Annotated in this window: 23 protein-coding genes, 1 tRNA gene and 1 pseudogene; 12 read left to right on the top strand and 13 right to left on the bottom strand. The window is 73.2% G+C overall.

The window, feature by feature from the left end:
• A partial coding sequence (locus E8M80_RS24545) for a transposase (protein WP_170979491.1) occupies positions 1 to 170 on the bottom strand: 170 nt, incomplete at its 3' end.
• Between the two features lie 67 nt (positions 171 to 237).
• Positions 238 to 369, bottom strand: a pseudogene (locus E8M80_RS24540) (ArdC-like ssDNA-binding domain-containing protein); the annotation flags it as partial.
• 139 nt (positions 370 to 508) lie between these two features.
• Here E8M80_RS24540 and E8M80_RS24535 point away from each other — a divergent pair.
• Together E8M80_RS24535 and E8M80_RS24530 are read left to right on the top strand one after the other, a co-directional pair.
• Positions 509 to 892: a type II toxin-antitoxin system RelE/ParE family toxin gene (locus tag E8M80_RS24535; protein WP_137128367.1), complete on the top strand. Its 384-nt coding sequence runs from the start codon at positions 509 to 511 to the stop codon at positions 890 to 892.
• 10 nt (positions 893 to 902) lie between these two features.
• Positions 903 to 1,229, top strand: a complete 327-nt coding sequence (locus tag E8M80_RS24530) for a helix-turn-helix domain-containing protein (RefSeq protein ID WP_137128366.1) — start codon at positions 903 to 905, stop codon at positions 1,227 to 1,229.
• A gap of 162 nt (positions 1,230 to 1,391) precedes the next feature.
• On the opposite strand, the gene E8M80_RS24525 is transcribed toward E8M80_RS24530, so the two are convergent.
• Positions 1,392 to 1,468, bottom strand: a tRNA-Arg gene (locus E8M80_RS24525).
• Positions 1,469 to 1,580: 112 nt separating this feature from the next.
• On the opposite strand from E8M80_RS24525, the gene E8M80_RS24520 reads away from it, so the two are divergent.
• From E8M80_RS24520 to E8M80_RS24510, 3 genes are all read left to right on the top strand, one after another.
• Complete coding sequence (locus E8M80_RS24520; protein WP_137128365.1) at positions 1,581 to 2,111, top strand: GNAT family N-acetyltransferase; 531 nt, start codon at positions 1,581 to 1,583, stop codon at positions 2,109 to 2,111.
• Between the two features lie 31 nt (positions 2,112 to 2,142).
• A complete protein-coding gene (locus E8M80_RS24515; RefSeq protein ID WP_137128364.1) occupies positions 2,143 to 3,864 on the top strand; it encodes a cation:proton antiporter in 1,722 nt (573 codons plus the stop codon).
• A 125-nt stretch (positions 3,865 to 3,989) separates the two neighbouring features.
• Positions 3,990 to 4,412: a DoxX family protein gene (locus tag E8M80_RS24510; RefSeq protein WP_137128363.1), complete on the top strand. Its 423-nt coding sequence runs from the start codon at positions 3,990 to 3,992 to the stop codon at positions 4,410 to 4,412.
• A 169-nt stretch (positions 4,413 to 4,581) separates the two neighbouring features.
• On the opposite strand, the gene E8M80_RS24505 is transcribed toward E8M80_RS24510, so the two are convergent.
• Genes E8M80_RS24505 through E8M80_RS24495 form a run of 3 tightly spaced genes read right to left on the bottom strand, consistent with a single transcriptional unit; the run spans position 4,582 to position 6,762 of the window.
• Complete coding sequence (locus tag E8M80_RS24505) at positions 4,582 to 5,895, bottom strand: AMP-binding protein (protein WP_137128362.1); 1,314 nt, start codon at positions 5,893 to 5,895, stop codon at positions 4,582 to 4,584.
• On the bottom strand, positions 5,885 to 6,490 hold the full coding sequence (locus E8M80_RS24500) for a hypothetical protein (RefSeq protein WP_206035739.1): 606 nt from the start codon (positions 6,488 to 6,490) through the stop codon (positions 5,885 to 5,887). Before E8M80_RS24500 ends, E8M80_RS24505 begins: the two co-directional genes overlap by 11 nt.
• Before the next feature lie 5 nt (positions 6,491 to 6,495).
• Positions 6,496 to 6,762: a phosphopantetheine-binding protein gene (locus E8M80_RS24495; protein ID WP_170979621.1), complete on the bottom strand. Its 267-nt coding sequence runs from the start codon at positions 6,760 to 6,762 to the stop codon at positions 6,496 to 6,498.
• Positions 6,763 to 6,856: 94 nt separating this feature from the next.
• Here E8M80_RS24495 and E8M80_RS24490 point away from each other — a divergent pair, with 94 nt between their 5' ends.
• Positions 6,857 to 7,798: a polysaccharide deacetylase family protein gene (locus E8M80_RS24490; RefSeq protein WP_137128359.1), complete on the top strand. Its 942-nt coding sequence runs from the start codon at positions 6,857 to 6,859 to the stop codon at positions 7,796 to 7,798.
• Between the two features lie 240 nt (positions 7,799 to 8,038).
• Here the strand turns inward: E8M80_RS24490 and E8M80_RS24485 are convergent, their stop codons facing one another.
• The gene (locus E8M80_RS24485) at positions 8,039 to 8,404 is read right to left on the bottom strand and encodes a hypothetical protein (protein ID WP_137128358.1); all 366 of its coding nucleotides are present in this window, start codon (positions 8,402 to 8,404) and stop codon (positions 8,039 to 8,041) included.
• Positions 8,405 to 8,753: 349 nt separating this feature from the next.
• Here E8M80_RS24485 and E8M80_RS24480 point away from each other — a divergent pair, with 349 nt between their 5' ends.
• The 4 genes from E8M80_RS24480 (at position 8,754) to E8M80_RS24465 (ending at position 12,980) form a co-directional block, all read left to right on the top strand.
• Positions 8,754 to 9,461 (top strand): uroporphyrinogen-III synthase, encoded by a 708-nt coding sequence (locus tag E8M80_RS24480; RefSeq protein ID WP_170979620.1) that lies wholly within the window; start codon positions 8,754 to 8,756, stop codon positions 9,459 to 9,461.
• A gap of 313 nt (positions 9,462 to 9,774) precedes the next feature.
• On the top strand, positions 9,775 to 11,001 hold the full coding sequence (locus tag E8M80_RS24475) for a hypothetical protein (RefSeq protein ID WP_137128356.1): 1,227 nt from the start codon (positions 9,775 to 9,777) through the stop codon (positions 10,999 to 11,001).
• 9 nt (positions 11,002 to 11,010) lie between these two features.
• Complete coding sequence (locus E8M80_RS24470; RefSeq protein ID WP_137128355.1) at positions 11,011 to 12,261, top strand: heme biosynthesis HemY N-terminal domain-containing protein; 1,251 nt, start codon at positions 11,011 to 11,013, stop codon at positions 12,259 to 12,261.
• Positions 12,261 to 12,980, top strand: a complete 720-nt coding sequence (locus E8M80_RS24465) for an aspartate/glutamate racemase family protein (RefSeq protein ID WP_240790208.1) — start codon at positions 12,261 to 12,263, stop codon at positions 12,978 to 12,980. The genes E8M80_RS24470 and E8M80_RS24465 overlap by 1 nt, the downstream gene beginning before the upstream one ends.
• 406 nt (positions 12,981 to 13,386) lie before the next feature.
• Here the strand turns inward: E8M80_RS24465 and E8M80_RS24460 are convergent, their stop codons facing one another.
• Genes E8M80_RS24460 through E8M80_RS24450 form a run of 3 tightly spaced genes read right to left on the bottom strand, consistent with a single transcriptional unit; the run spans position 13,387 to position 15,746 of the window.
• A complete protein-coding gene (locus E8M80_RS24460) occupies positions 13,387 to 14,184 on the bottom strand; it encodes a DUF1194 domain-containing protein (protein WP_240790206.1) in 798 nt (265 codons plus the stop codon).
• A 58-nt stretch (positions 14,185 to 14,242) separates the two neighbouring features.
• Positions 14,243 to 14,752 (bottom strand): VOC family protein, encoded by a 510-nt coding sequence (locus tag E8M80_RS24455; protein WP_137128353.1) that lies wholly within the window; start codon positions 14,750 to 14,752, stop codon positions 14,243 to 14,245.
• Positions 14,753 to 14,759: 7 nt separating this feature from the next.
• A complete protein-coding gene (locus E8M80_RS24450) occupies positions 14,760 to 15,746 on the bottom strand; it encodes a tripartite tricarboxylate transporter substrate binding protein (protein WP_137128352.1) in 987 nt (328 codons plus the stop codon).
• A 109-nt stretch (positions 15,747 to 15,855) separates the two neighbouring features.
• Here E8M80_RS24450 and E8M80_RS24445 point away from each other — a divergent pair, with 109 nt between their 5' ends.
• Positions 15,856 to 16,824, top strand: coding sequence for a LysR family transcriptional regulator (locus tag E8M80_RS24445; protein ID WP_137128351.1), 969 nt, complete (start codon positions 15,856 to 15,858; stop codon positions 16,822 to 16,824).
• A 6-nt stretch (positions 16,825 to 16,830) separates the two neighbouring features.
• On the opposite strand, the gene E8M80_RS24440 is transcribed toward E8M80_RS24445, so the two are convergent.
• The 3 genes from E8M80_RS24440 to E8M80_RS24430 form a co-directional block, all read right to left on the bottom strand.
• On the bottom strand, positions 16,831 to 17,805 hold the full coding sequence (locus E8M80_RS24440) for an NADPH:quinone reductase (RefSeq protein ID WP_137128350.1): 975 nt from the start codon (positions 17,803 to 17,805) through the stop codon (positions 16,831 to 16,833).
• Positions 17,806 to 18,029: 224 nt separating this feature from the next.
• A complete protein-coding gene (locus E8M80_RS24435; RefSeq protein WP_137128349.1) occupies positions 18,030 to 19,202 on the bottom strand; it encodes a CynX/NimT family MFS transporter in 1,173 nt (390 codons plus the stop codon).
• A complete protein-coding gene (locus E8M80_RS24430) occupies positions 19,202 to 19,615 on the bottom strand; it encodes an ester cyclase (protein WP_137128348.1) in 414 nt (137 codons plus the stop codon). The genes E8M80_RS24435 and E8M80_RS24430 overlap by 1 nt, the downstream gene beginning before the upstream one ends.
• A 257-nt stretch (positions 19,616 to 19,872) precedes the next feature.
• Between E8M80_RS24430 and E8M80_RS24425 the strand changes: the two genes are divergently transcribed.
• Positions 19,873 to 22,869, top strand: a complete 2,997-nt coding sequence (locus E8M80_RS24425; RefSeq protein WP_137128347.1) for a winged helix-turn-helix domain-containing protein — start codon at positions 19,873 to 19,875, stop codon at positions 22,867 to 22,869.
• Positions 22,870 to 22,934: the final 65 nt, after the last annotated feature.

The following is a 22,934-nucleotide window of genomic DNA, read 5'->3' as shown; positions in this document are numbered from 1 at the left end:
TGGTCCAGCTTCAGGCCGCCGAACTCCGTCCGCCAGCGATAGTAGGTCGGCTCCGTCACGCCGATCGCCCGCACAGCATCGGCCACCGTCTTGCCCTGGCCAACCAGAACCTCCGCCTGCCGCAGCTTCGCGACAATCTCCTCCGGCGTGTGCGCCTTCTTCCGTCCCATCCCACAACCTCCCATCGCTGCCACCGGACTACATCACCGGCGGACCGCTTCTAGGGGGGCAGGTCACCCAGGGCTGCACCCAGGGCAGGCGCCCGGCCTCGAGTTCAGCAACTATCCTGTCGGTGATCTCGTCGTAGAGGTTCGCGCGGTCACCCGAGGCTCGGCCGCTCGGGGCCGGACGCGTCGCGGAGCGGGTCATGGCGGTTCTCCATGACGGGCCGGCCGCGAGCCTCTCTCTCGGCCCTGAAACCCGTCACGGCGACAGCCGCCAAACTCTCCCTCTCCCGTGCCGGCATCACCGGTCTTGCAAAGGCATCCCAAAACTAGGATATAAGGCCATGGCGCGGAAGCTCGCGGCCGGCGAGCGGCCGCTTGACTGGGTTGGTTCGTCGAAGAAGGACTTCCTCGGCTTCCCCGGGCCGGTGAAGGACGAGATGGGAAATGCGCTTGGACTTGCGCAGTTCGGGGGCACGCATCCCTCGGCCAAGCCCTGGAAGGGACAGGGGCCCGGCGTCTTCGAGGTGGTCGAGGACCACGACGGAGACACCTACCGGGCCATCTACACGGTGCGGTTCCGCGAGGTCGTGTATGTGCTGCACGCCTTTCAGAAGAAGTCACCCAAGGGGATCAGGACGGCGCAGACCGACGTCGACCTTGTCGAGCGCCGCCTGAAAATTGCGCAACAGGATTACGAGACCCGCCATGGCAAGCCGAAACGCTGAGGGCAACAAGATGACGGACGATGCGATCACCCGTGGCAGCGGCAACGTGTTCGCTGATCTCGGCTATCCCGATGCCGAGGAGCGGCAGACCAAGCTGCGGCTGGCGCACGCCATCAACGGCGTGATCGCGCGCCGTCGGCTGCCGCAGGGGGCTGCTGCCGAGAAGCTGGGCGTCAATCAGCCAAAGGTGTCGGCGCTGGCGAACTACAAGCTCGATGGGTTTTCGGTCGAGAGGCTGATGACCTTCCTGACTTCGCTCGACCAGGACGTCGAGATCGTCATCAAGCGGAAGCCGCGGAGCCGGACTGCCGGGCGTATCAGCGTCGTCGCGGCATAGGGCGCCTTGCCCAGAATACACTGGCGCGAAGGCGCTGCGGAAACTGAGCCGATGAGCCGAGCGCGGCATTCGCAGATTCGCAGCGGCCAGCTGCGCTGCTACCTATCTGTTACCTAGCGCCGCATCATTCACTGCATCAAGCGGTCTAAGTACTTAAAAAACTGGCGGACCCGATTGGATTCGAACCAACGACCTCTGCCTTCGGAGGGCAGCGCTCTATCCAGCTGAGCTACGGGTCCACGCCGCGCCAGCGATAGCCCACCCCGCCGGCCGAAGGAAGCCCCGTCGCGCGCGACCTCCCCCGCGGTCATCCGGCTTCCCGGCCGCCGCGCCGCCCGGCACCTTCGCGCCATGCCCGCGCCTCTCATCCGCGACAGCCGTGACGACGACATCCCCGCCATCGCCGCCATCTACGGCCACTGGGTCCTGCAGGGCCTCGCCAGCTTCGAGACCGAGCCGCCCGCCGAGGAGGAGATGGCCCGCCGCCGCGGCGCCATCCTCGCCGCCGGCTACCCCTACCTCGTGGCCGAGCGCGACGGCGCCCTCGCCGGCTATGCCTATGCCTCGGCCTATCGCCCGCGCCCGGCCTACCGCTACGCGGTCGAAAACTCGGTCTACGTCGCCCCCGGCACGGAGCGAGGGGGCACCGGCGTCGCGCTGCTCGACGCCCTCGTCACGCGCTGCGAGGCCCAGGGCTTCCGCCTGATGGTCGCCGTGATCGGCGATTCCGCGAACGCGCCCTCGATCGGCCTGCATGCGCGGGCCGGCTTCGCCCGCGCCGGGCTCCTGCCCGCCATCGGCTGGAAGCACGGGCGCTGGGTGGACAGCGTGCTCATGACGCGCGCCCTCGGCGCCGGGGCGGGCGCGCCGCCGGACGGCTGACGCAGGGCCGCGACGGGCTATACAGGTCGGGATGTCCCATGCCGGCCCGCTCGTCGCGACCCTCGTCGTCGCCCTGACCCTTGCGTTCGCCCTCGGCTTCGCGGCGCGGCTGCTGCGCCTGCCGCCGCTGCTCGGCTACATCGCGGCCGGCATCGCGGTCGGGCCGCACACGCCGGGCTTCGTGGCGGACCCCGCCGTCACCGCGGCGCTCGCCGAGATCGGCGTGGCGCTGCTGCTGTTTGCCGTCGGGCTGCAGTTCCATGCGCGGGACCTGCTCGCGGTCTGGCGCGTCGCGCTGCCGGGCGCGCTCGCGCAGATCACGGCGGGCACGCTGCTCGGCGCGGCGGCCGGCGCCGCCGGGCTCGGCCTCGACTGGGGCCCGGCGCTCGTCTTCGGCCTCGCCCTCGCCATCTCCTCGACCGCCGTCTCGACCCGCGCGCTGGAGGAGAAGGGCCGGCTGTCGGGCGAGGCCGGCCGCATCGCCCTCGGCTGGCTCGTGGTGCAGGACCTGGTGGTGGTGCTGGCGCTGGTGCTGCTGCCGGTCCTGGCCGGCGTCGGCGCGGCCGAGGATCTCGGCACGAAGCTCGCCACCACCGCGGTCGAACTTACCGCCTTCCTCGTCGCCATGGCGCTCGGCGGGCGGGTGGTGCTGCCGCGGCTACTCGCGGTGGTCGCGGCCACCGGGTCGCGGGAGCTGTTCACGCTGGCGGTGATCGTGATCGCGCTCGGCACCGCCTTCGGCTCCTCGGCCGTCTTCGGCGTCTCGCCCGCGCTCGGCGCCTTCTTCGCGGGCGTGCTGCTGGGCGAGAGCCCGCTCGGCCACCAGGCGGCGGCCGAGACGGTACCGCTGCAGCGCGTCTTCGTCGCCCTTTTCTTCGTCTCAGTCGGCGTGCTGGTGGACCCGGCGGCGATGGTCGCGATGCCGGGCGCCTCGCTCGCGACGCTGGCCGCGGTGATGCTCGGCACGGGTGGTGCCATCCTCGCGCTGCTGCTGCTGCTGCGCGTGCCGGTGCCGGCGGCGGCGACCGTCGCGGGGGCGATGACGCAGATCGGCGAATTCTCCTTCCTGCTGGGCGCACTCGCGATCGGCGCGGGCGTGCTGCCGGAGGCCGCGCGCGGCCCCATCCTCGCCGCCGCCACGCTCACCATCCTGGCCACGCCGCTGATGCAGGTGCTGGCGGACCGGCTCGCGCTCCGCATCGAGGGCACGCGGAGGATGCGCGCCTGGCTGGCACGGCGCGGCCGCGCCCGGCTCTCGCACCCGCCCGCGCAGGGTCTCGACGGCCATGCGATCCTGGTCGGCCATGGCCGCGTCGGGCGCGTGGTCGCGACCGCGCTGCGCCGCCACGCCGTGCCCTACGTGGTGATCGAGACCGACCACCGCATGGCCGAGGCGCTCCGCGCGGAAGGCGTGCCCGTGGTCTGGGGCGATGCCACGCGGATCGAGGTACTGAAGGCCGCGCGACCCGAGGCGGCGCGCCTGATCGTCCTCGGCATGCCGGATGCGGCGGGCTGCCGTCGCGTGCTCGACATGGCGCGCGCGGCGAACCCCGCCATCATCGCCGCCGCCCGCGCGCATGACGAGGAGGAGGCCGCCTTCCTCGAGCGCGAGGACGGCATGGGCCTCGTGGTGATGGGCGAGCGCGAGATCGCGCTCGGCATGGCGGATTTCGCGATGACGCGCCTCGGCGTGCCGGCGGAGGAGGCGCTGCGCACGGTGGAAGGCCTGCGGAGCGGCGCCGCCGGCCGCTGAAACCGCGCGCCATTCGCGCCGGTGATGATGGCCGTTCCGACCGCGCGTTGGAGGCTGCCCGCCATCCTGGCGCATGGTCCCGCCATCCCGGGGCGCGACGCCCCGCCAGCGAAGGACCCGCACCGATGTTCGACACCGACCGCACCACCCCCTACGCCGCCCTGCTGCTCCGCGTCAGCATGGGCGTGATGTTCCTGGCCCACGGGCTGCTGCTGAAGGTCGGTACCTTCGGCCTCTCCGGCACGATGGGGTTCTTCGGCTCGCTGGGCTATCCGCCCATCCTCGGCGCCGTCGTCGCGATCGGGGAGACACTGGCCGGCATCGCGCTGATCCTTGGCGTCGGCGTGCGGACCGCGAGCCTCGCGATGGTGCCCGTCATGATCGGCGCAACGCTGCAGCACGCCCCGGCCGGCTGGCTGTTCAGCGCGCAGGGCGGCGGCTGGGAATTCCCGGCCTTCTGGATGCTGGCGCTGGTCGTGCAGGCCGGGCTCGGCGCCGGGGCGCATGCGCTGGCGCCGGGGCGGCGGCAGGTCGCGGCCATGGCGTGATGGACATCGGGGGAGACGGGAACCTCTCCCCCCCCCGGAACCACCGTCACCCGTCTTCGGTGTCTGGCGCCCGGCCTTCCAGGTTCGGCGCCAGGTTCCAAGGACGGGAGGGGGGAGCGGGGGAGGTTCTCCTCCCCCGCCACTTCGACCGCCGCCGCGCGCCTGCCCGTCACCCTCGCCGCGCGAGCCGCAGCAGGTCTTCCCGCCGGAGCTTGCCCACCGCATCCCGCGGCAATTCCGGCAGCAGCAGCAGGGGGCGCGGCAGGAAGGCGTGCTCGACGCGGTAGCGCAGCGCGGCCACCACCGCCGCGGCCGTCAGCCCCGGCGCCACCACTGCCGCGGCGAGCCGCGCCTGCGGGTTGCCGTCGAGGTCGGGCGGCGCCAGGAACACGCCGTCCTCCACCCCCGGAAGCGTGGTCAGGATGCGCGTCAAGCCCGCCAGCGAGGCACGCTTGCCGGCCAGCTTCACCATGTCGCCGCGCCGCCCGAGCAGTCGGAAGCGCCCCTCGTCCAGGTCCTCCAGCACGTCGGCGAGCGGCACCGGCGCCGGCAGGCCGGGCACGATCGCCTGCGCCGCCTGCGCGCCGATGTCGAAGGCGACGCCGGGATAGGGCCGCCAGGCCTCGCCCTCGACCGTACGACGGGACGCGACGGAACCCGCCTCGGTCGCGCCGTAGATCTCCAGCACCGGGACGCCGAAGGCGGCCTCGGCCTCGGCGGCCAGGCTCTCCGCCAGCGGCGCCGTCGCCGAGATGACCGCGGCCAGGGGCGGCAGCGCGATGCCGGTGCCGAGCAGCGCGCGCAGTTGCAGCGGCGTCGTCACCAGCAGCCGCGGCGCGGGCAGGGCGGCCAGCGCCTCGGCGATGTCCGACGGGTAGAAGACCGGCCCCGCATGGCCTGCGCCGACGCCTTGCAGGGGCAGCATCAGCGTGGTCTCGAAGCCGTACATGTGCTGCGCCGGGATGGTGCCGACGATGCTCGTGCCCGGCGCCACGGCGAAGCGTGCCGCGGCGGCCCGGGCACCGGCCACCAGCGCGCCCCAGGGCTTGGCGTGCGGCTGCGGCTCCCCCGTGCTGCCCGAGGTGAAGGCGATGGCGGCCACTGCCCCGGCCGGGATCAGCGGGTTGGGCGCCTCGGCACCGGGCGTGGCCTCGGGCCGCAGCACTGGCAGCGGCAGCGCGACATCGGTGTCCGACAGCGCATAGCGCGCGCCGTGCAGCCGGGCGATGTCGGCCAGGCGCGGCGCCGAGCGGTCGGCCGAGAGCAGCGTGACCTGCCCGCGCATCAGCGCCGCGGCGAAGCCGAGCAGCGCCAGGTAGCGGTCGGCGCAGAAGTTCAGTACCGGCCCCTCGACCGGCAGGCGGGCCGCGAGCGCCGCCGCCTCGGCCAGGAAGCGCCCGGCCGTCACGGGTTCCGCGCCGCGGTGGAACAGCACCTCCCCCGGCGCGCGGGCGGTCAGCGGCAGCAGGGCCTCAGCCGGCATGGCCCGCCGCCTCCACCCGCCACATGGCGCGCAGCGTGCGCAGCGGCCCGACCGGGCCAAGGCCGCCGAACAGCGCCGCGCGCAGCGGATGCTCGCCGAGGAAGAACAGCAGCGACAGGCCGATGTTGAGAGCCGCGCTGGCGGCCACGCCGGGCCCCGCGCCCGCCAGCGTCGCCGCGTTAGCGGCCGAGAAGCCGACGAAGAAGACAGCCCAGAAGCCCGTCAGCGCGCGCGTGTAGCCGGCCAGTTCCGCCGGCATGCGGCCGAAATCCGCGCGGGTGTAACGGGCGATCAGCGGCTCCCGCCCCGGCAGCAGGGTGCGGCCGAAATGCCAGGCCAGCGCCAGGTTGCCGGCCAGGGGCAGGGCGGCCAGCACGGCGCCCGCGCCGCCCGGCCCGGCCGACCACAGCGCCGCCGCCGCGCCCGCCAGCAGCGCCAGCGCACCGATGCCGAGCGCGCCGGACGCCGGCGCCACCATCGCCGCGATCAGCCCCGCCGCGCAGGCCGCCGCGGCGACGTCGAGCCCGCCGGCGCGTGCGGCCAGGAACAGCCCTGACAGCGGCAGCGAGATCGCGAGCCGCGGCGCCAGCAGCATCGGGCTCACCCCGTCCGATGCGTCTCGATATGCGCGGAGAGGGCGCGGAGCGAGCCGAAGATGCGATGGTTGCGTTCGTCGTCCGACCGCAGCTGGAAGCCGTAGCGCTTGGAGACCGCAAGCGCGATCTCCAGCGCGTCGATCGAATCGAGGCCGAGCCCTTCCCCGAACAGGGGCGCCTCCGGGTCTATCTCCTCCGGAGCCGTCTCGAGGTGCAGCGCATCGACGATCAGCCGCGCCAGTTCGGCTTCCAAGGACAGGGTCGTGGTCAATCGCGGTCTCCCCGTCGCTGTCCCGACATCCGCGCGGCCCGGGCGCATCGCGCGGACTTGACGGAATGGGGCGGACCGTCAAGGTCCATCCCGGATGACGGTCACCCTCGGAAACGAAGCCTATCAACGCGCAAGCGGCCTCACAAGGGCGACGCGCCGGGCCGCGCGGCGCTTCGCGCCACTGCCGGCCGAGTTCACCTTCACCGTGGACGTCGAGGACCACGCCGGCGACGCCCGCGCGGCGGCGCAGACCACCCGCCTGCTCGACCTGCTGGAGGAGGCCGATGCGCGCGGGACCTTCTTCGTGCTGGACGCCTTTGCCGCGGCGGATCCCGCCCTGGTGCGGCGGATCGCCGCGCGCGGGCATGAGGTCGCCTCGCATGGCCACGATCACCGGCGGCTGGCGGAACACCGGCCGGCGGCCTTCCGCGCGGGCATGGCGGCGGCGCGCGACCGGCTGGCGCAGGCGACGGGCACGGCCCCGGTCGGCTACCGCGCCCCCTATTTCTCCCTGACGCCCGAGGCCGCCTGGGTGCCAGAGGAACTGGCGGCGGCGGGCTTCGCCTATTCCTCCTCGGTGCTGCCGGCCTGGAACCCGATGGCGGGCTGGCCAGGGGCGCCGCGCCGGCCCTTCCTGTGGCCCTGCGGACTGCTCGAGCTGCCGGTGCCGGTGGCGCGGCTCGGGCCGTTCCGGCTGCCGTTCCTGGGGGGCATGTATCTCCGCTGGCTGCCGCCGTGGCGGCTGAGGCAGTTCGTCGGCCGCTGGACGCGGGAGGACGCGGCGGGCGGCGGGCTCTGGTCCTATTGCCACCCCTATGACCTCGATGAGACCGAGGGGCTGGTGCGCCGCGCCGATGCCGGCGCCTTCGGCAGCCTGATGCTGTGGCTGAACCGGGGCCCAACCCTGCCGCGGCTGCAGGGCCTGCTGCACGGCCGGCGGTCCGAGACCTTCGCCGCGCGCCTGCCCGCGCTGCGCGCCGGGGCCGGGGCCTGGGCGCCGGCCCCGGCGGGGCAGCCCATGCTCGCTGCCGGATAGCGGCGGCTTCATGCCGGCGGTCGATTTCTTCGCCCGCTGGCATCTGCGTTTCTTGGGTCCTCAGACGCCGGGCGGCGGCCGTCCGGCCGCCTTGGCTTCGTCGGAGTCCCGGCGAGCCGCAGTCGCGGCCTCGGCATGAGTCGAACCCTCGTGCCGTTCGGATCAGACGCCGGGCGGAACCCTACGGCTTGCGGGGCTTTCGCCGGATTGGCCGCAGGCCGCACATGCGTGCGCTGCGTATCAGCCCGCCCGGCAGTAGCGCGCCTCGGCCACCGAGAGTGCCGCGGCGAGGTCCCCGCCGCCGACCACCAGGTCGCGCGGCCCGCGGTCCCGCAGATGGTCGGCGGCGCAGAGGCAGAACCGCGCCAGGCGTCGCAGCGGCCAGTCCGGCCGCGTGCCGAGCGCATCGCGCAGCCCCGTGGTGCAGCGCCAGCGGAACAGCGCATCGCCGAAGGGGGAGGACAGCCCGTCGGCGGTGGGTGCCGGCGCCGCGGCAGCGGCAGGGCGCTGCGCCGCCGGGCCGGGCGCAGCCGCGGGGCCGAGCAGCCGCAACCCGCCGAACCCCATCGCCGCCAGCACCGCAAGGAGGATCAGGGCACGCAGCATGGTGCGATCCTGCCGTGCCGCCGCCGCGCAGGCCAGATGCCGGCAGCCGCGCCTGCGCCCTGCCGGCGTGCCTGCGCCTTCCCCGAGACATCGACGCCGCGATTGCTCTACGATCGCCGCATGCGCAGACGGACGCTCCTCGCCCTCGCGGCCATCGCCCCGGCACTGCCCGCCGCCGCGCAGGCGGCCGGGCCAAGTCGCCCGGCCCAGGGGCCCGCGCCGCCCACGCCGCCCACCACCCCCGGGCCGCAGCCGCCGCGGTCCTGCAGCCCGCCGCCGCCGCCGCCGACCTCCTGATGTCGCCGCCGATCGCTGCGCCGGTCGCGCAGCATGCGCGGCCGGTCGCGGCATGACCGCCGCGCGCCGCGCCGTGCTGGTCACGCGCCCCGAGCCCGGTGCGGTCGAGACCGCCGTCGCCATCGCCGCGCTGGGCTGGAGCCCGCTACCCGCGCCCGCGTTGCTGTTGCGGCCGGCGGCGCCTGGCCGGCTGCCGAAGGCCCAGGCGCTGCTGCTGCCGAGCCGCGCCGCTGCCCGCGCGCTGCCGGTCGCGGCCCTGCCGGTGCTGACGGTCGGTGCAGGCACGGCCGCCGAGGCGCGCGCCCGGGGCTTCCGTGACGTGACGGCGGCCGAGGGCGATGCCGAGGCGCTCGTCGCGCTGGCCGCCGCGCAGCTCGACCCCGCGGCGGGGGCGCTGCTGCTCGCGGTCGGGCGTGGCTATGGGGCGGGCCTCGCCGCGGCGCTGCGGGCGTGCGGCTTCCGCGTGCTGCGCCGCGTCGTCTATGAGGCAGTGCCCGCCGCAGCCCTGCCTGGCGCCGCGCTGACGGCGCTGCGCGGCGGGGAGGTCGCGGCCGCGCTGTTCACCTCGCCGCGCGGGGCGCGCGTCACGCTCGCGCTGTTGCGCTCTGCCGGGCTGGTGGAGGCGATGCGCGGCGTGCGCGCGCTCGCGATCAGCGCGCGCATCGCCGCCGTGCTCAAGCCCCTGCCCTTCGCATCGGTCGAGGTGACTGCGCGCCCCGATCCGGCGCTGCTGCCCGTCCTGCTGGGCCCCGCGCCGTGACGACCGTGCTGCGAATCCGTAAGGGCCCTGCCTCGCCCTGCGGTACCGTCCGGCCCGGTCGTGTCCCTGCCATCGTCCCGGCGGGTCCAGGGGACACGGTCCACTGGCGGGGAGCCCGAGGGGCAGCGCCCCTCGGTCGCGCGCCGCGGCATGGCGCGACTCAGCTCGCCTTCCGGCATGGCATGATTCAGCGCGCCTTCCGGCATGGCATGATTCAGCGCGCCTTCCGGCGCGACATCACCCCGCGCGCCTTCCGGCGCGACCATTGCTATACCTCCCGCCCGCGCCGCGGCGCGATTCTGCGAGGACGGGCATGACCGAACAGCCACCGCCGACCCGGCGCCAGATCCTGGACCCGGCCGCCATCCCGCTGCTGGCCGGGGGCGCTGTGCTGGTCTTCGCCGCCCTCTGGCTGTGGCTGACGCCACGCCCCGCGCCGCCGCCCAACCCGACCGTCGCGGCGATGGCCGCGCTGGAGGCGCGCCTCGCGGCGCTCGAGCCCCGCGTCGCGGCCGTCGTCGCGCCCGACGGGCCTGTGGCCGTGCTGGCCGCGCGGCTGGCGGCCGTCGAGCAGCGGCGCGGCCCCGACTTCGCGCCGCTGGAGGCGCGCATCGCGACGCTCGAAGCGCGGCCGCCGCCGGATCTTGCGCCGATCGAGCGCCGCCTCGACTCCGTCCCGCCGCCGCCGGACCTCGCGCCGCTCGAGCAGCGCCTCGCAGCCGTCGAGGCGCGCGCGGCAGAAGCGCTCGCCCGCCCGGTGGTCGACCCTGCCGCGGTCGCCACGCGCGCCGCCACGGAGAGCCTCGCCGCCCGCGCCGAACGCCTGTCGGAGCGGCTGGACGCCCTGGCCGCGCGGCTGCAGGCCGCGGATGCCGAGAGCATCCGCCGTCGCGAGGACCTGGCCCGCGGCCTGGACGAGCGCCTCGCCGCCGGCGCCCGCGCGGATGCCGAACGGCTCGCCGAGGCCGGCGCGGCGCTGGCGACGCGCATCGCCGGCGCGGAATCGGCACTGGCGCGGCGGATCGCGGCGCTCGAGGCGTCCCAGGCACGGATCGCCGTGCTGGAGGCCCGCGCCGCGCGCCTTGCCGCGCTCGATGCGCTGCGGCTGCGCCTCGATGCCGGCCAGCCGCTGGGTGATGCGCTCCGGCCCTTCCCGGCCGCGCCGCCCGCGCTGGTGCGCTTCGCCGAGGCGGCCCCGCCGACGGAATCCGCGCTCCGGCTGTCCTTCGAGGACGCCGCCCGCGCCGCTCGGGCGGCCAGCGAGGCGTCGCGCGATGGGCAGGGCGTGCTCGATTCCGCGGTGACGCGGCTTTCCGGCCTCGTGACCGTCCGCCGCGGGGAACAGGTGGTCTGGGGCGACGCCGCCGCGGCCGAGATCGAAACCGCGCGCCGCGCGCTCGACGCCGGCGACCTCGAGGGCGCGATGGCGCGGCTCGCGCGCCTGCCGCCGGCCGCACAGGCGGCGATGCGCCCCTGGGCCGAGCAGGCGCGCGCGCTGTCCGCCGCGCGCGCCGCCCTCGCCGCGCTCGCGGCCGGCTGAGGCGCCGCGATGCGTCGTGCCCTCCTGCTGCTGGCCGCGCTCTCGGCCGTCACCGCGCTGGCGCTCTGGCTCGCGCGTGTCGGCGGCACGGTCGAGATCGCGGTCGGCGAGACCTGGATCGGCGTCACCTTCCCCATCGCGGTGATGGCGCTGGTGCTGGCCTTCGTGCTGCTGCACGGCGTGCTCTCCCTGTTCCACTGGATCGGCGGCATCCCTGCGCGGCAGCGTATCGCGCGACGGGAACAGCGGCGCGCCGAGGGCGATGCCGCCGTGACACGCGCGCTGGTGGCGCTCGCTGCCGGCACCGCGCAGGCGGCGCGCGTCGAGGTGCGGCGCGCGCGGATGCTGCTGGGCGACACGCCGCAGACGCTTGTGCTGGCCGCCGAGGCGGAGCGGCTGGCCGGGCGCGAGGACGCAGCGACCGCCGCCTTCAAGGCGCTGGCCGAGCGGCCCGAGGCGCGCTTCCTCGGCCTGCGCGGCCTGCTGCGCCAGGCGGTGCAGCGGCAGGACTGGGTCGCGGCGCAGCGCCTGGCGACGGAGGCCGAGGCGGCGCAGCCCGGCGCCGCCTGGCTGCGCGTGGAACGCCAGGCGCTGGCGCTCTCGATGCGCGACTGGCGGGGGGCCCTGGCGCTGGCCGCGCCAGAGGCGCCGCGCGCAGCGCTCGCCTACGCCGCCTCCCTGCAGGAGGAGGAGCCCGAGCGCGCCGCCGAGTTCGAGAAGCAGGCCTTCGCCGCCGACCCCGCCTTCGCCCCGGCCGCGCTGGCCGTCGCCAAGCGCGCCGCGGCGGCGGGCGCGGCCCGGCGCGCGCGCAGCACGCTGGAGCAATCCTGGATCGCCGCACCCCATCCCGACATCGGCGCCGCCTGGCTGGCGGGGGAGAAGGACCGGCTGGCCCGCGTGAAGTCGGTCGAGGACCTTGTCCACCGCAACCGAGACCATCCCGAGAGCCGCCTCCTCATGGCGCGGGAGGCGATCGGCGCCGGGCTGACCGGCCGCGCGCGCTCGGAACTCGAGGCGCTGGTCGCGAGCCGCACCGCCGACCGCCGCGCCTTCCTGCTGCTGGCGGAACTCGAGGAGGTCGAGCAGGGCGACACCGCCGATGCCCGCGCCGCGCAGGCGAAGTGGCTGCGCGCGGCGGCGAATGCGCCTGGCGCGCCGCGCTGGCGTTGCGGCGCCTGCGGCGCCGAGCACAATGGCTGGAAGGCGGAATGCGGCGGCTGCGGCACGGTCGGCCGCATCGCCTGGACAACGGGGGCGTGATGCGTACGGCGATCGGGACAATCCTGCCGTCTTCCAACCGCGTGGTGGAACGCACCACCGCGGCCATCCTCGCGCATCTGCCCGGCGTCGATGCCTGCTACGCGCGCATCCGCTACGCGCCGGACGGCAGCGGCCAGCCGGCCGACGCATACGATGCCGACAGCTATGTCGAGGCCGCCGCGCTGCTCGGCCATGCCAGGGTCGCGGCGGTCGGCTGGAACGGCTCGCGCGGCGCGGCGCTCGGCCTCGACCACGACCGCGCGCTGGTGGGCCTGATGGCGCGCGCGGCGGGCTGCCCTGCAGTGACGACGGCGCTGGCGGCGGCGACGACGGTGGGCCGCCTCGGCGCGCGGCGCATCGCCTTCGTCATGCCGGGGGAGGCGGCGGATGCGGGCGCGCATGGCGCGGGCCTTGCGCCCGGCGGGATCGAAACAGTGGCCGCGCGCGGGCTCGGCTGCACCGACAACCTGGCGGCCGCTGCCGTGCCGGTGGCGGAGATCATCGCCGCGGCGCGTGCCCTGGCGGCCGAGGCGCGGCCCGACGCCATCCTTGTCTGGTCCACGAACCTGCCGGGATTCGACGCCATGGCGCCGCTCGAGGCGGAACTCGGCATCCCGGTGCTGGACAGCGCGGCGCTGGGCGTGGCGGCGCTGCTGGCTGCGGCCGGCATCCCGGCCGCGCCGCTGGCGCCGCTCGGGCGGTTGTTCGCCGCGAGGTGATGTCGGCAGGGACGGGGAAGGTCGAGGCGGGGGGAGAAGGGAACTTCTCCCCCCGATATCCCCCATAACCTTCTTTGGCATCTGGCGCCTCACCTTCCAGGATCGCTGCCAGGAGACAAAGAAGGGAAGGGGGTTTGGGCATGGATCCACTGGTGCCGAACACGCCTAGGATTGCCGACGCCGAGGCTATCCCACGGTGCGAAACCCTTTCTCTCCGACGTGTGCGTCCTCAGGGTCGGCATCTCGGCTTCCGCAGCAGCCGCCGGACCAGATAACCGGCGGATCGCTTTTGCGCAGGTAGTTCAGTGCCGACGCCGTACCATTGTGTTTTGGTACCCTGCCTCACCCTTTCACTTGAACGATGGGCGATGTGCCTGCGCGGCCAGGACCGAGAGCGTGCCGCGCATCAACCGGCCCTTGTCGCGGGCACCGCAAGGTCCGCGATCTCGCGGACCATCTTGCGCCTGATCGCCCCGGCGAACGACCCGGCGCCCAGCACCGGCTCCACGAACGCACCGGGACCGCCGATCACCGAGGCGCGGTAGTACGCCTCCAGGCTCGCCCCCTCGCCCAGTTCGCGCGCGACATCGGGATCGCCTTCGATCGCCAGCCCGTTGATGGTGACGCCCTCAGCCACGACGGCATCGCGGGCCGCCTCGGCCGGCAGGCCGTCGTTGTTCGGGCCGTCGCCCGAGATGTCGATGACGCGTCGCACTGCGGGCCAGGGCGCGTCCCGCAGGACGGATGCGGCCATGCGAAGGCCCGCCGAGATCGACGTGACCGGGCTGTTGGGAAACGCCGCAGCCTCCGCCTCGCCCTGCGCGGCGCGTGCCGCCCGTTCCATCCTCTCACCCCAGGCGATGGCGTCCGCGCTGTCGCCGATACGCGTCCAGGGAAGAATCAGCCGCTGATATTCCAAGCCGGCCCATTGGACGTAGGCGAGGCCGATGGCTTCGCTGGGGCCGGATCGGATGAGGCTCAGCACGTCCTCATGACACAGCGCTGCACGGTAGCCGTCGCGCTGCAGGCGCGCCTCGGCGTCGGTAACCGAGCTGGAGACATCGACCGCGAGGACGAGCAGAAGATCGACCGCCTCCGGGCTATCGGGACGGATGCTCGTGGCAGCGACATCCTCGGACCGCGCCCAGGCGCTCCCTGCCAGGGACGCGAGCAGCGCGCGACGACCCGGTGCCGGGATCATCATGGCGATTCGACCTCTCGGTTGCAGGCCTGGTTGGGCGGACAACCCCGCCCAGCCGCGGTCAGATCCCGGCCAGATGCCGTCGGGTCGCCGCCTCGATGCATGCGTCGGGCTGGTCGAGATCGAGCGGCCTGCCGCGCGGCTGGGGCGCGACATGGGGCGAAACCGCCAGGACCTCGACGCGATTGCCTTCCGGATCGGCGAAGTAGATTGACCAGGCATTGCCGTGATCCGCCGCGCGGATCTCGGCTTTGGCCGCCAAGGCTCGGTCACGCACGGCACGGAGGTCGGCGAGCGTCGCGACCTCGAAAGCCAGGTGATCGAGCCGCCGCTTCTCCACCACGGCATCGCCGGCGCCCACCAGCACCAGGTGATGATGAACCGCCGGATCGCCGGTCATGAACGTCATCTCCTGTCCGCGGCGCTCGCTGACGCCGCGGTCGCTGACGCCGAGACCGAGCACCGTCGTGTAGAAGGCCTGCATGCGCGCCACGTCGCGCACCAGCAGCCCGAGATGCGCGAGGCGCACACGTCGCGCGACGGAGTGGCCCGTCTGGTTCTCGCCCGACATGGTCGTTCTACTCCTCGGGCGTGAAGCCGGAGGCACGGACGACGGGACCCCAGGCGGCGAACTCGCGGGCGAGGCGAGCCCCGGTCTCGGCCGTGGAAAGCACCATTGGCGTCATCTGCATCTGCATCAGCCGATCGCGGGTCGTGGTGTTGGCCACGGCGTCGGCGACAGCCGCATTGAGCGCCGCGACGACCGGCCGTGGTGCGCGCGCCGGGAGCATGACGACGAAGGCCTCCCCAGCCGTCACCTGCGCGAAGCCGCGTTCCGCGAAGCTCGGCACGTCAGGGAAGCCGGGCAGCCGATGCTCGCTGGTGACCGCGAGCAGCCGCGCGTGGCCGCCCCGCACCTGTGGCGAGACCTCCGCCATGTGGTTCATGTAGGACTCGAGCCGTCCGGCGATCAGGTCCTGCATGGCGAGCGAGGCCGACCGGTAGGTGACGACCGTGACTTTCAGCCCCGCCGCCTGCGCGAAGGTGAGGCCCAGCAAGTGCTGTGGCGCGCCGACGACCGGTGGGGCGAAGGTCACATCGCCCTTGCTCCGCCCCCATTCGATGAAGGACGGCAGATCCCGCGCCGGATGGTCGCGCGGAACGATGAAGCCATAGGCGAGTTCGCCGATCGTCGCCGCCGGCGTGAAATCCGCCAGCGGGTCGTAGCGCGTGGTGCGCGGCAGGACATGCGGGTAGAGCGCCAGGACCGGCAGCGGGCAGACCAGCAGCGTGGTGCCGTCCGGCGCCGCCGCCTTCACCGCCTCGGCGGCCAGGCGCGAACTGGCGCCGGGGCGGTTCTCGACGATCACCTGCGGGGCGTAGCGCCCGGACAGTTGCTCCGCGAGCAGGCGCGCGATGGTGTCGGTCCCACCGCCCGGCGCGGCGCCGACCACGATCCGGACGAGCCGGTCCACGGCCGGCTGGGCACTCGGGCCGCGCAATGTCAGCGCCGAGGTCCCGGTGCCGAGCAGGACGGCCCGTCGGGTCAGCATTGCCTGGGTCATGCCTCGTCTCCCTGACGGGTGGTTGGCTGATGCGCAGAGGCTGGCGGGCCGGGGGGCTTAACGACAAGTTCTGTTTTCCTTCGGCCCCTTTCATGTTTGGCTAAGCCCCATGTCCTGGACCGACCGCATCGGCGGCCGCCTGAAGCCGCGTGATCTCCACATCCTCCTGACCGTGGCCGAGGCCGGGTCGATGACCAAGGCGGCCGAGCAGCTCGCTGTCTTGCCACCCGTCGTGTCGAAGGCGATCGCGGGCCTCGAGGGCACCCTGGGCGTGCGGCTCCTGGACCGCCTGCCGGGTGGGGTCGAGCTGACGCCCCATGGCCGCGCCCTGGTCCGGCGCGGGCGCGCCGTGTTCGACGAACTTCGTCAGGCCACGACGGAGATGGCCTTCCTCTCGAATCCGGGTGTCGGGACCGTCCGCATTGCCTGTTCGGAAGCTATCGCGGCCGGGCTGGTCGCGGAGGCGATGGATCAGGTGGCGCGGCGTTATCCGCGCGCCAGCTTCGACGTGCAGCAAGGCCCGGCGGCAACCATTCTGCGGACACGGCACGAGCGCCGTGCCGACCTCGTCGTTGCACGCATCGCCTCGACCGATCCGGAGATCACGCTCGAGCCCTTGCTGCATGACAGGCTTCTCGTCGTCTACGGGGCAGGTTCATCCTGGGTGGCGCGGCGCCGCCGGCTGAGCCTGGCCGACCTGGCCGATGCGCCCTGGATCCTGTCATCGACAGAATTCGTATCCGACGGCCCGGTCCGTCGGGCCTTCGCAGCCATCGGCCAGCCCATGCCTGTCGCACGCGTGGTGACGGGATCCTTGGCGCTCCGCTACAGGCTGCTACGGAGCGGGGACTTCGTCAGCCTGATGCCTGAAACAGCCCTGCGTCTCGGCGCGGTGCCACCGCATGTCCGCGTGCTCCCGGTCGAGATGCCGCCGTGGGCTGTGCCAACCGCCGTCGCGACCTTGAAGGGTCGGACGCTGCCGCCACTGGCGGAGCTGTTCATGGGAGCTGTGCGGGAGGTCGCTGGCCGGATGCCGGCGCCGGAAAGCAAACTCGGTGTCGGATCGTCACCTTCGTGACTGGGTTCACGGCACCAGCACGATCTTGCCATAGGCGCCGGGCGCGAGGACCGCGACATGCGCCGCCGCTGCGTCGGCCAGCGGCATTTCGCGCCCGATGATCGGTCTCAACGCACCTTCTACCACGCCTGCGATGATGTCCTGAATCATCGGCTTCATCTGTTCCGGTGTCGCGTTCCAGAGGGCGATCCCGCGTATGTCGAGTTCCTTCATCATCGCCAGGCGTGGATTGACGGAGATTTCTCCGCGGTTGCCGATCACGATGATCCGACCGTATTTCGCGACAAGATCCATGTCGGCGGCGAGATTGATGTTGGCGAGCATCTCGAGGACCAGCTCCGGCCCGCGACCGCCGGTGTAGCCCTTCACCTCGTCGAGGTAGCCCTTCCGGGTGTGATCGACGGCCAGGTCCGCGCCTTCTTCAAGGATCAGCGCGAGCCCCCTGGCGCTGCCCGCACTGCCGACGACCTTCAGGCCTGCGCGCTTCGCCAGTTGGATGGCCGCCGTGCCGACGGAGCCGCTGGCGCCGTGAATGAAGACCGTCTCTCCCGAACGGGCACCGCCTCTTTCGAACAGGGCGTAATGGGCGGTCGTGTACGAAACCCCGAAGGCTGCTGCGGCGGCAAAGCCGACGCCGCTGGGAAGTGGCATGACCTCGCTGGCGCGGCGCTTTACCTTCTCGGCATAGCATCCGGTGAGGTCGAAGCTGAGAGCGGTGCCCACGAACACCCGGTCGCCGACCGCAAAGTCCTCGACGTCGGGTCCCACGGCTGCAACGACGCCGCCGGCGTCTCCACCGGGCGTATAGGGGAGCTGCGGCAAAATCGCATAGGCCCCGTTGCGCATGTAGGTGTCGGCGGGATTGACCCCCGCAGCGCGGATATCGATCACGACCTCGCCCGATCCAGGGATCGGGTCGCTCACCTCCTGAAGCCGCATGACTTCTGGCCCACCGAAGGCATCGACGCGGATCGCTTTCATGTCGGCCTCTCTCGTCGAGCGCCCTCGGCAGCTGGCCCGACCACCTCGTCAGTGTGTGCGGGCGTGCTCATGTCTGTCGAGCGATCATGAGCGACCGCGATCGCGGAACGCTGGCGCTTCGGGACACAATGGCGCGGGCTTCCACGCTACGCCGCCCCGTCCAGATCTGTCATCGGGTGGACCGCGTTCCCACCGCCGCTGATCGGCTCGGGCGCCGGCAGGCCCTAGACCTGCCGTGGTATCGGCACAGGCCCGACCGACTTGGCGTGGCGGAACGCGAGCGTGGCGGCCAGGACGCCTGCGAACAGGACGGCGCCGAACATGATGGGGCCGCCGGCACGGCCGGTCGCGTCGAAGATGGCGCCGGCGATGGGCGGCGTGACCAGCATGATCGCGTAGTAGACGGTGAAGAAGACACCCATGCCGAAGGCGCGCTGCTCGGGCCGCATCGCCTCTCCGGTCAATGCCATGATGACGCCCGCGGGGGCCATGCCGACAAGGCCGAACAGCAGGCTTGCGGCCAGTCCAGCCTGCGGGATGTTGAGCAGCACCAGCGCGATGACGGCTCCGGCCATGCAGACAGCCAGGATCAGGTCCCGTCGCCCGAAGCGATCCGCGATCTGCCCGCACAGCGCGCCCGACAGGATCATCACCCAGCTTCCGACGCTGATGATGCCGGCGGCGCCGATGGCCGATTGGCCCATCGCCTCGAGTACCTTGGGCCCGAAAGCGAGATAGACGACATAGCCGCCGTTGAAGGTGGCCCAGGCGATCGCGGCCAGGATCACCAGGCGCCATTCGTACGCGGTCAAGCGTGCGGCCGCGCCCGGCGTGGCGTTCGGCAGGCCGGGCGGAGGGCGATAGAAGACCAGCACGGCCAGGGACGCCAGGATGCAATAGGCCGAGGCCACCTGGAACGGCACGCGCCAGCCATAGGCTTCGGCAAGCCAGGCATGGCCGACCTGACCCATGGCGATGCCGAAGGGCCAGCTCATGACAAGGATGCTCATGGCGGTCGCGATCTCGCGGCCAACGAACCAGTCGGCCGCCATCTTGGTGAAGTAGAGGGTCGAGAACAGGAACCCGGCGCCTGACACGACGCGTCCAAGGCCGATCGTCCAACTGTCCATCGCCGCAGCGGACACGATGCCCCCCAGAGCGAGGGCGCAGAGGCCCAGACCGGCCAGAACCCGGTCGGAAACGTAGCGCCCGGAAAAGCCGGCAGGCATCGCCAGCACAAGGCCCGGCGCCATGAACACGCCGATCAGCAGGCCGACCCCGGCGTAGTCGAGCCCGAAGGCGACAACCAGATTATCGCCCACCGATGCCAAGGTCTGAAACTGAAAGCCCATTGCGATGCGGGCCACGAACAGCAGCGCCAGGATGCGCCAGCGCATCACGCCCAGCCAAGCGCCCGCAGGGCTTGGACGTCGTTCCAGATCTTCGTCATGTGGCTGATCTTGTCGCCGTCGAAGTGCATGACATAGGCATAGTCGGTGACCACGGACTTGCCCGTCGGCGGCACGGGACCGCCCGAGCCGGTCTGGGTCCCATGAAACTCGGCCGCGGCAACGACTGTCCCGCGCGCCTCGTCCATTGCGAAGGCCTTGAGCGCGTAGCGGCCATCAGGAATCGGGGTCAGCAGGCCCTTCATCCAATCGACGTAAGCCGCCAGGGTCTTGATCTCGGCAAGGGCGTCAGCCTGGCAGGAGAAGGTCGCGTTCTCGTGGCAGAAGTCGCGACAGGCCTGCCAGCCCTTGCCGGCCTCGCAGGCTTCGAAGAAGGCGCGTGCGGCTTCGCTGCGTGACATGTGCCGATCCTTCATGCGGATCTGATGACATCATTCTGCGCGATCCTCGCTGTGCTTGGCCAGTATTTACGATCGGACCGTTTCCCGGCCGGGCGTTCGCGCACCACCCCCACCCAGGCTGATGGTGCCGGCCGTCACCGGCGCATTCTTGCCCACCCTGTGAGTCCAGCCGGGGGTTTCCACGCCGCTCCTTTCCCCCTTAGCCTCCACGCGAAGACCCGGGCAGGAGACGGGATGCGGCACCGTTCGAGCCTCGCATGAGCGCCTCGCCGGCACATCCTGGCCCAGGCGGGCTCGGCAAGCTGTCGCCGCCGCGGCTTGGCCGGGCCTTCGACCGCGAACGCCTCTTCGCCGCCCTCGACGCCCTCGTGGAGTATCCCGGCGTCTGGGTTGCCGCACCGCCCGGAGCGGGGAAGACCACATTGGTCGCGACGTGGCTGCGGGCTCGCGGCCGGCGCATGCTGTGGTTCCAGGTCGACGCCGGGGATGCCGATCCGCCGACGTTCGTCGCCTCCCTCGACAGGGTGGCGGCCATTGCCGCGAGCCGGCCGCTCGCCCTCCCCGCCTTCGGCGCGGACGACCTGTCCGACCTCGCGGGCAGCCTGAGCCGCCGCCTGCGGCTGCTGCTCGACCACCTGCCGCCCGAGTGGACGCTCGTCCTCGACAACCACCAGGACCTGCCGCCCGATCACCCTTTGCACCATGCGATCGCCCGCCTCCTCGGCGAGCTCCCGCTCGGCGTCCAGTGGCTCTTCGTCAGCCGGGAGCCGCCACCACCGGACTACGCGCTGGCGCTGGCGCGCCAGCACCTCGCCGTCCTCGACGCCGAGGGCCTGCGGTTCGACGAGGCCGAGACGCGCGACCTCGTGCGCCTGCACGGCCGGCCGGAGGCCATGGCCCCGGCACTCGCGGCCGCCGAGGGCTGGGCCGCGGGGCTGACGCTGATGCTGCTCGGCTCCCCCGCCGATGCGGTGCTGCCCGCGCATGGCGCGCGCGAGCGGCTGTTCGATTTCCTCGCCGGCGAGGTGCTGCGGCGCATGACCGAGGCCGAGCAGCGCGCGCTGGCGGCGATCGCCTACCTGCCGAGCGCAACAGCCAGCCTCGCGCGCCGGGTCAGCGGCCATGCGGACGCCCCGGCGCTTCTGGAACGCCTCGCGGCATCGAGCCTGTTCACCGACCGGCGCGACGGGCCGGAGCCCAGCTACACCTTCCACGCCCTGTTCAGCGAATTGCTGCGCCGGCGCCTCGAGGCGACCGCCGCGCCCGAGGAGGTCGCGGCGCTGCAACGCCATGCCGCGACCGTGCTGATCGAGACCGGCGAGACGGACGCCGCGCTTGGCCTCCTCGCCGGGGTTGGCGCCTGGGCCGAAGCCGAGGCCGCGCTGCGCCTCGCCGCGCCGCGCTACGTCGCCGAAGGTCGCACCGGCGCGCTGCTACGGCTGATCGAGGCGCTGCCGTCGGACGCGCGCGACGGGCTGGCCTACTGGCACGGCCTCTGCCTGCTCGACCGGAATCCCGCCGCTGCCCTGCCGCGCCTTGTCCTCGCGCACGAGAGTGCGGAGGCAGCGGGTGACGGCGAGGCGGCCTTGGCCGCAGCCGCCGGTGCGGCCAATGCGCTTGTCTCGCTCGGGCGACTTCCCGAGCTCGACCGCTGGATCGCGGTGCTGACGCGCCACGCCGATCGCGCCGCGCGACCGGGCGACGACGCGGCGGAGATGCGTCTGGTGCCGGGGCTGCTCGCCGCCGTCGTCTACCATGCACCGTGGCACCCGCTGGCCGAACCGCTTGCCGACCGTGCGGAGCGCCTGCTGCACCTGGAGGCGGCGCTCGGCCAGCGCCTGCTGGTCGGCTCGCTGGCGTTCCACCTGCTGTGGCGCGGCCACGTGGACCGGCTGGACCGTGTGTTGCGACGCATCGACGCGCTCGCCGCGCAGGGCCGCGCGGCGCCGGTGACGACGATGCGCTGGCTCGGCGTCAGCGTCTGGGTCAAGGCGCTGCTCGGCCGCAACGCCGAGGCGCTGGCCGAGGCGGAGGCAGCGCGCGCGCTGGTCGCGGCGGAGCCGTCGCTTGCGGCACAGCGCGCGTCCGCGGAGAACATGGCGGTCATCGCCGCCCTCGGCGCCGTGGACGGCGCCCGGGCGCGGCGGCACCAGGAACTCGCCGCTGCGGCGCTGAGCCCCGACAACGCGCCGGACCGCACCGCTTTCGAGCACCACCGCGGCATGCTGGCCCTGCTGGAGGATGACCGGCCGACAGCGTTGCGACTGATGCGCGCCGCCGTGGCCAGCGCACGCGGCAGCGGCTTCCGGATGCGAGAACACATCGCCCTCATCGCCAATGCCCTCGCTGCGGCGCATGCCGACGCGCATGACGAGGCACGCGACCTGCTTGCCGAGGTCTTCGCCCATCCCTTCCACGCGATCTGCCGCTGGCACCACTGGGTGGCCGGCTGCGTCGCCGCCTATGCGGCGCTGCGGCGGGGTGACGTGCCGGAAGCGCTCGATCATCTCCGCCCGGCCTGGCGCGTCGCGCGCGAGTGCGGGTTCAGGCACGGGCCGATGCTGTTCTGCTGCGGCGACATGATGGCCCGCCTCGCGGCGCTGGCGCTGGAACACGGCGTGGAGCCGGAGGTTGCGCGTGAGGTGGTGCTGCGCAACGACCTGAAGGCGCCGCCCGAGGCCGGCGCGGCCTGGCCCTGGGCGCTGCGCATCCGGACCCTCGGCTCGTTCGAGATCGAGCGCACAGACGCGCCGCTGCCCTCCTCCCGCAAGGAAAGCCGGCGACTGCTCGAGCTGCTGAGACTTCTTGCGGCGCATGGGTCTACCCCGTTGGCGCAGGAACGCGTGGCGGATGCGCTCTGGCCGGATTCGGATGGCGACGCGGCGCGCAACGCGCTCGACAACGCGCTGCACCGGCTGCGGAAGATGCTCGGCGGCGACGACCGCGTCCTGCTGCGCCAGGGGGCGCTGCAACTCAGCCCGCAGCGCTGCTGGACCGATGTCGGCGCGCTGGAGGCGCTGCTCGCGCGCCTCGAGACCTGCCCGACTGGGGAGATCGTCGGGCATGGCGCCGCGATACGGGCGCTGTACCGGGCGCCGCTCCTGCCCGACGAGGCCCTGCCGCTTGTCATGGAGCGCCGGGCGATGCTGCACCGACGCGTCCAGCGCAGTCTCGACCTCGCCGCCGAGCGGCTGGCCCGGACCGGACTTGGCGAGGCGGTGGCACGGCTGCGCGAACCGCTACCCGGTCCCTAAGATCGCCCCTGCCATCCCTGTGCTCGCGACGCAGCGGGGCCCTCCCGCGCCGCGCAGAGCGATGG

This window comes from Roseomonas sp. HF4 (assembly GCF_005222755.1).
In the GTDB taxonomy this organism is placed as follows: Bacteria; Pseudomonadota; Alphaproteobacteria; order Acetobacterales; family Acetobacteraceae; genus Neoroseomonas.
This window is presented reverse-complemented; position numbering and strand designations above follow the sequence as displayed.

Excerpts from the sequence above, each read along its gene's own strand:
- E8M80_RS24510 (WP_137128363.1), top strand. The coding sequence starts at position 3,990 with ATGTTCGACACCGACCGCACCACCCCCTACGCCGCCCTGCTGCTCCGC.
- E8M80_RS24505 (WP_137128362.1), bottom strand. The coding sequence starts at position 5,895 with ATGCCGGCTGAGGCCCTGCTGCCGCTGACCGCCCGCGCGCCGGGGGAG.
- E8M80_RS24535 (WP_137128367.1), top strand. The coding sequence starts at position 509 with ATGGCGCGGAAGCTCGCGGCCGGCGAGCGGCCGCTTGACTGGGTTGGT.
- E8M80_RS24485 (WP_137128358.1), bottom strand. The coding sequence starts at position 8,404 with ATGCTGCGTGCCCTGATCCTCCTTGCGGTGCTGGCGGCGATGGGGTTC.
- E8M80_RS24430 (WP_137128348.1), bottom strand. The coding sequence starts at position 19,615 with ATGTCACGCAGCGAAGCCGCACGCGCCTTCTTCGAAGCCTGCGAGGCC.
- E8M80_RS24455 (WP_137128353.1), bottom strand. The coding sequence starts at position 14,752 with ATGTCGGGCGAGAACCAGACGGGCCACTCCGTCGCGCGACGTGTGCGC.
- E8M80_RS24475 (WP_137128356.1), top strand. The coding sequence starts at position 9,775 with ATGACCGAACAGCCACCGCCGACCCGGCGCCAGATCCTGGACCCGGCC.
- E8M80_RS24465 (WP_240790208.1), top strand. The coding sequence starts at position 12,261 with ATGCGTACGGCGATCGGGACAATCCTGCCGTCTTCCAACCGCGTGGTG.
- E8M80_RS24440 (WP_137128350.1), bottom strand. The coding sequence starts at position 17,805 with ATGAAAGCGATCCGCGTCGATGCCTTCGGTGGGCCAGAAGTCATGCGG.
- E8M80_RS24530 (WP_137128366.1), top strand. The coding sequence starts at position 903 with ATGACGGACGATGCGATCACCCGTGGCAGCGGCAACGTGTTCGCTGAT.
- E8M80_RS24460 (WP_240790206.1), bottom strand. The coding sequence starts at position 14,184 with ATGATGATCCCGGCACCGGGTCGTCGCGCGCTGCTCGCGTCCCTGGCA.
- E8M80_RS24520 (WP_137128365.1), top strand. The coding sequence starts at position 1,581 with ATGCCCGCGCCTCTCATCCGCGACAGCCGTGACGACGACATCCCCGCC.
- E8M80_RS24480 (WP_170979620.1), top strand. The coding sequence starts at position 8,754 with ATGACCGCCGCGCGCCGCGCCGTGCTGGTCACGCGCCCCGAGCCCGGT.
- E8M80_RS24450 (WP_137128352.1), bottom strand. The coding sequence starts at position 15,746 with ATGACCCAGGCAATGCTGACCCGACGGGCCGTCCTGCTCGGCACCGGG.
- E8M80_RS24470 (WP_137128355.1), top strand. The coding sequence starts at position 11,011 with ATGCGTCGTGCCCTCCTGCTGCTGGCCGCGCTCTCGGCCGTCACCGCG.
- E8M80_RS24445 (WP_137128351.1), top strand. The coding sequence starts at position 15,856 with ATGTCCTGGACCGACCGCATCGGCGGCCGCCTGAAGCCGCGTGATCTC.
- E8M80_RS24425 (WP_137128347.1), top strand. The coding sequence starts at position 19,873 with ATGAGCGCCTCGCCGGCACATCCTGGCCCAGGCGGGCTCGGCAAGCTG.
- E8M80_RS24500 (WP_206035739.1), bottom strand. The coding sequence starts at position 6,490 with ATGCTGCTGGCGCCGCGGCTCGCGATCTCGCTGCCGCTGTCAGGGCTG.
- E8M80_RS24435 (WP_137128349.1), bottom strand. The coding sequence starts at position 19,202 with ATGCGCTGGCGCATCCTGGCGCTGCTGTTCGTGGCCCGCATCGCAATG.
- E8M80_RS24490 (WP_137128359.1), top strand. The coding sequence starts at position 6,857 with ATGACGGTCACCCTCGGAAACGAAGCCTATCAACGCGCAAGCGGCCTC.
- E8M80_RS24515 (WP_137128364.1), top strand. The coding sequence starts at position 2,143 with ATGTCCCATGCCGGCCCGCTCGTCGCGACCCTCGTCGTCGCCCTGACC.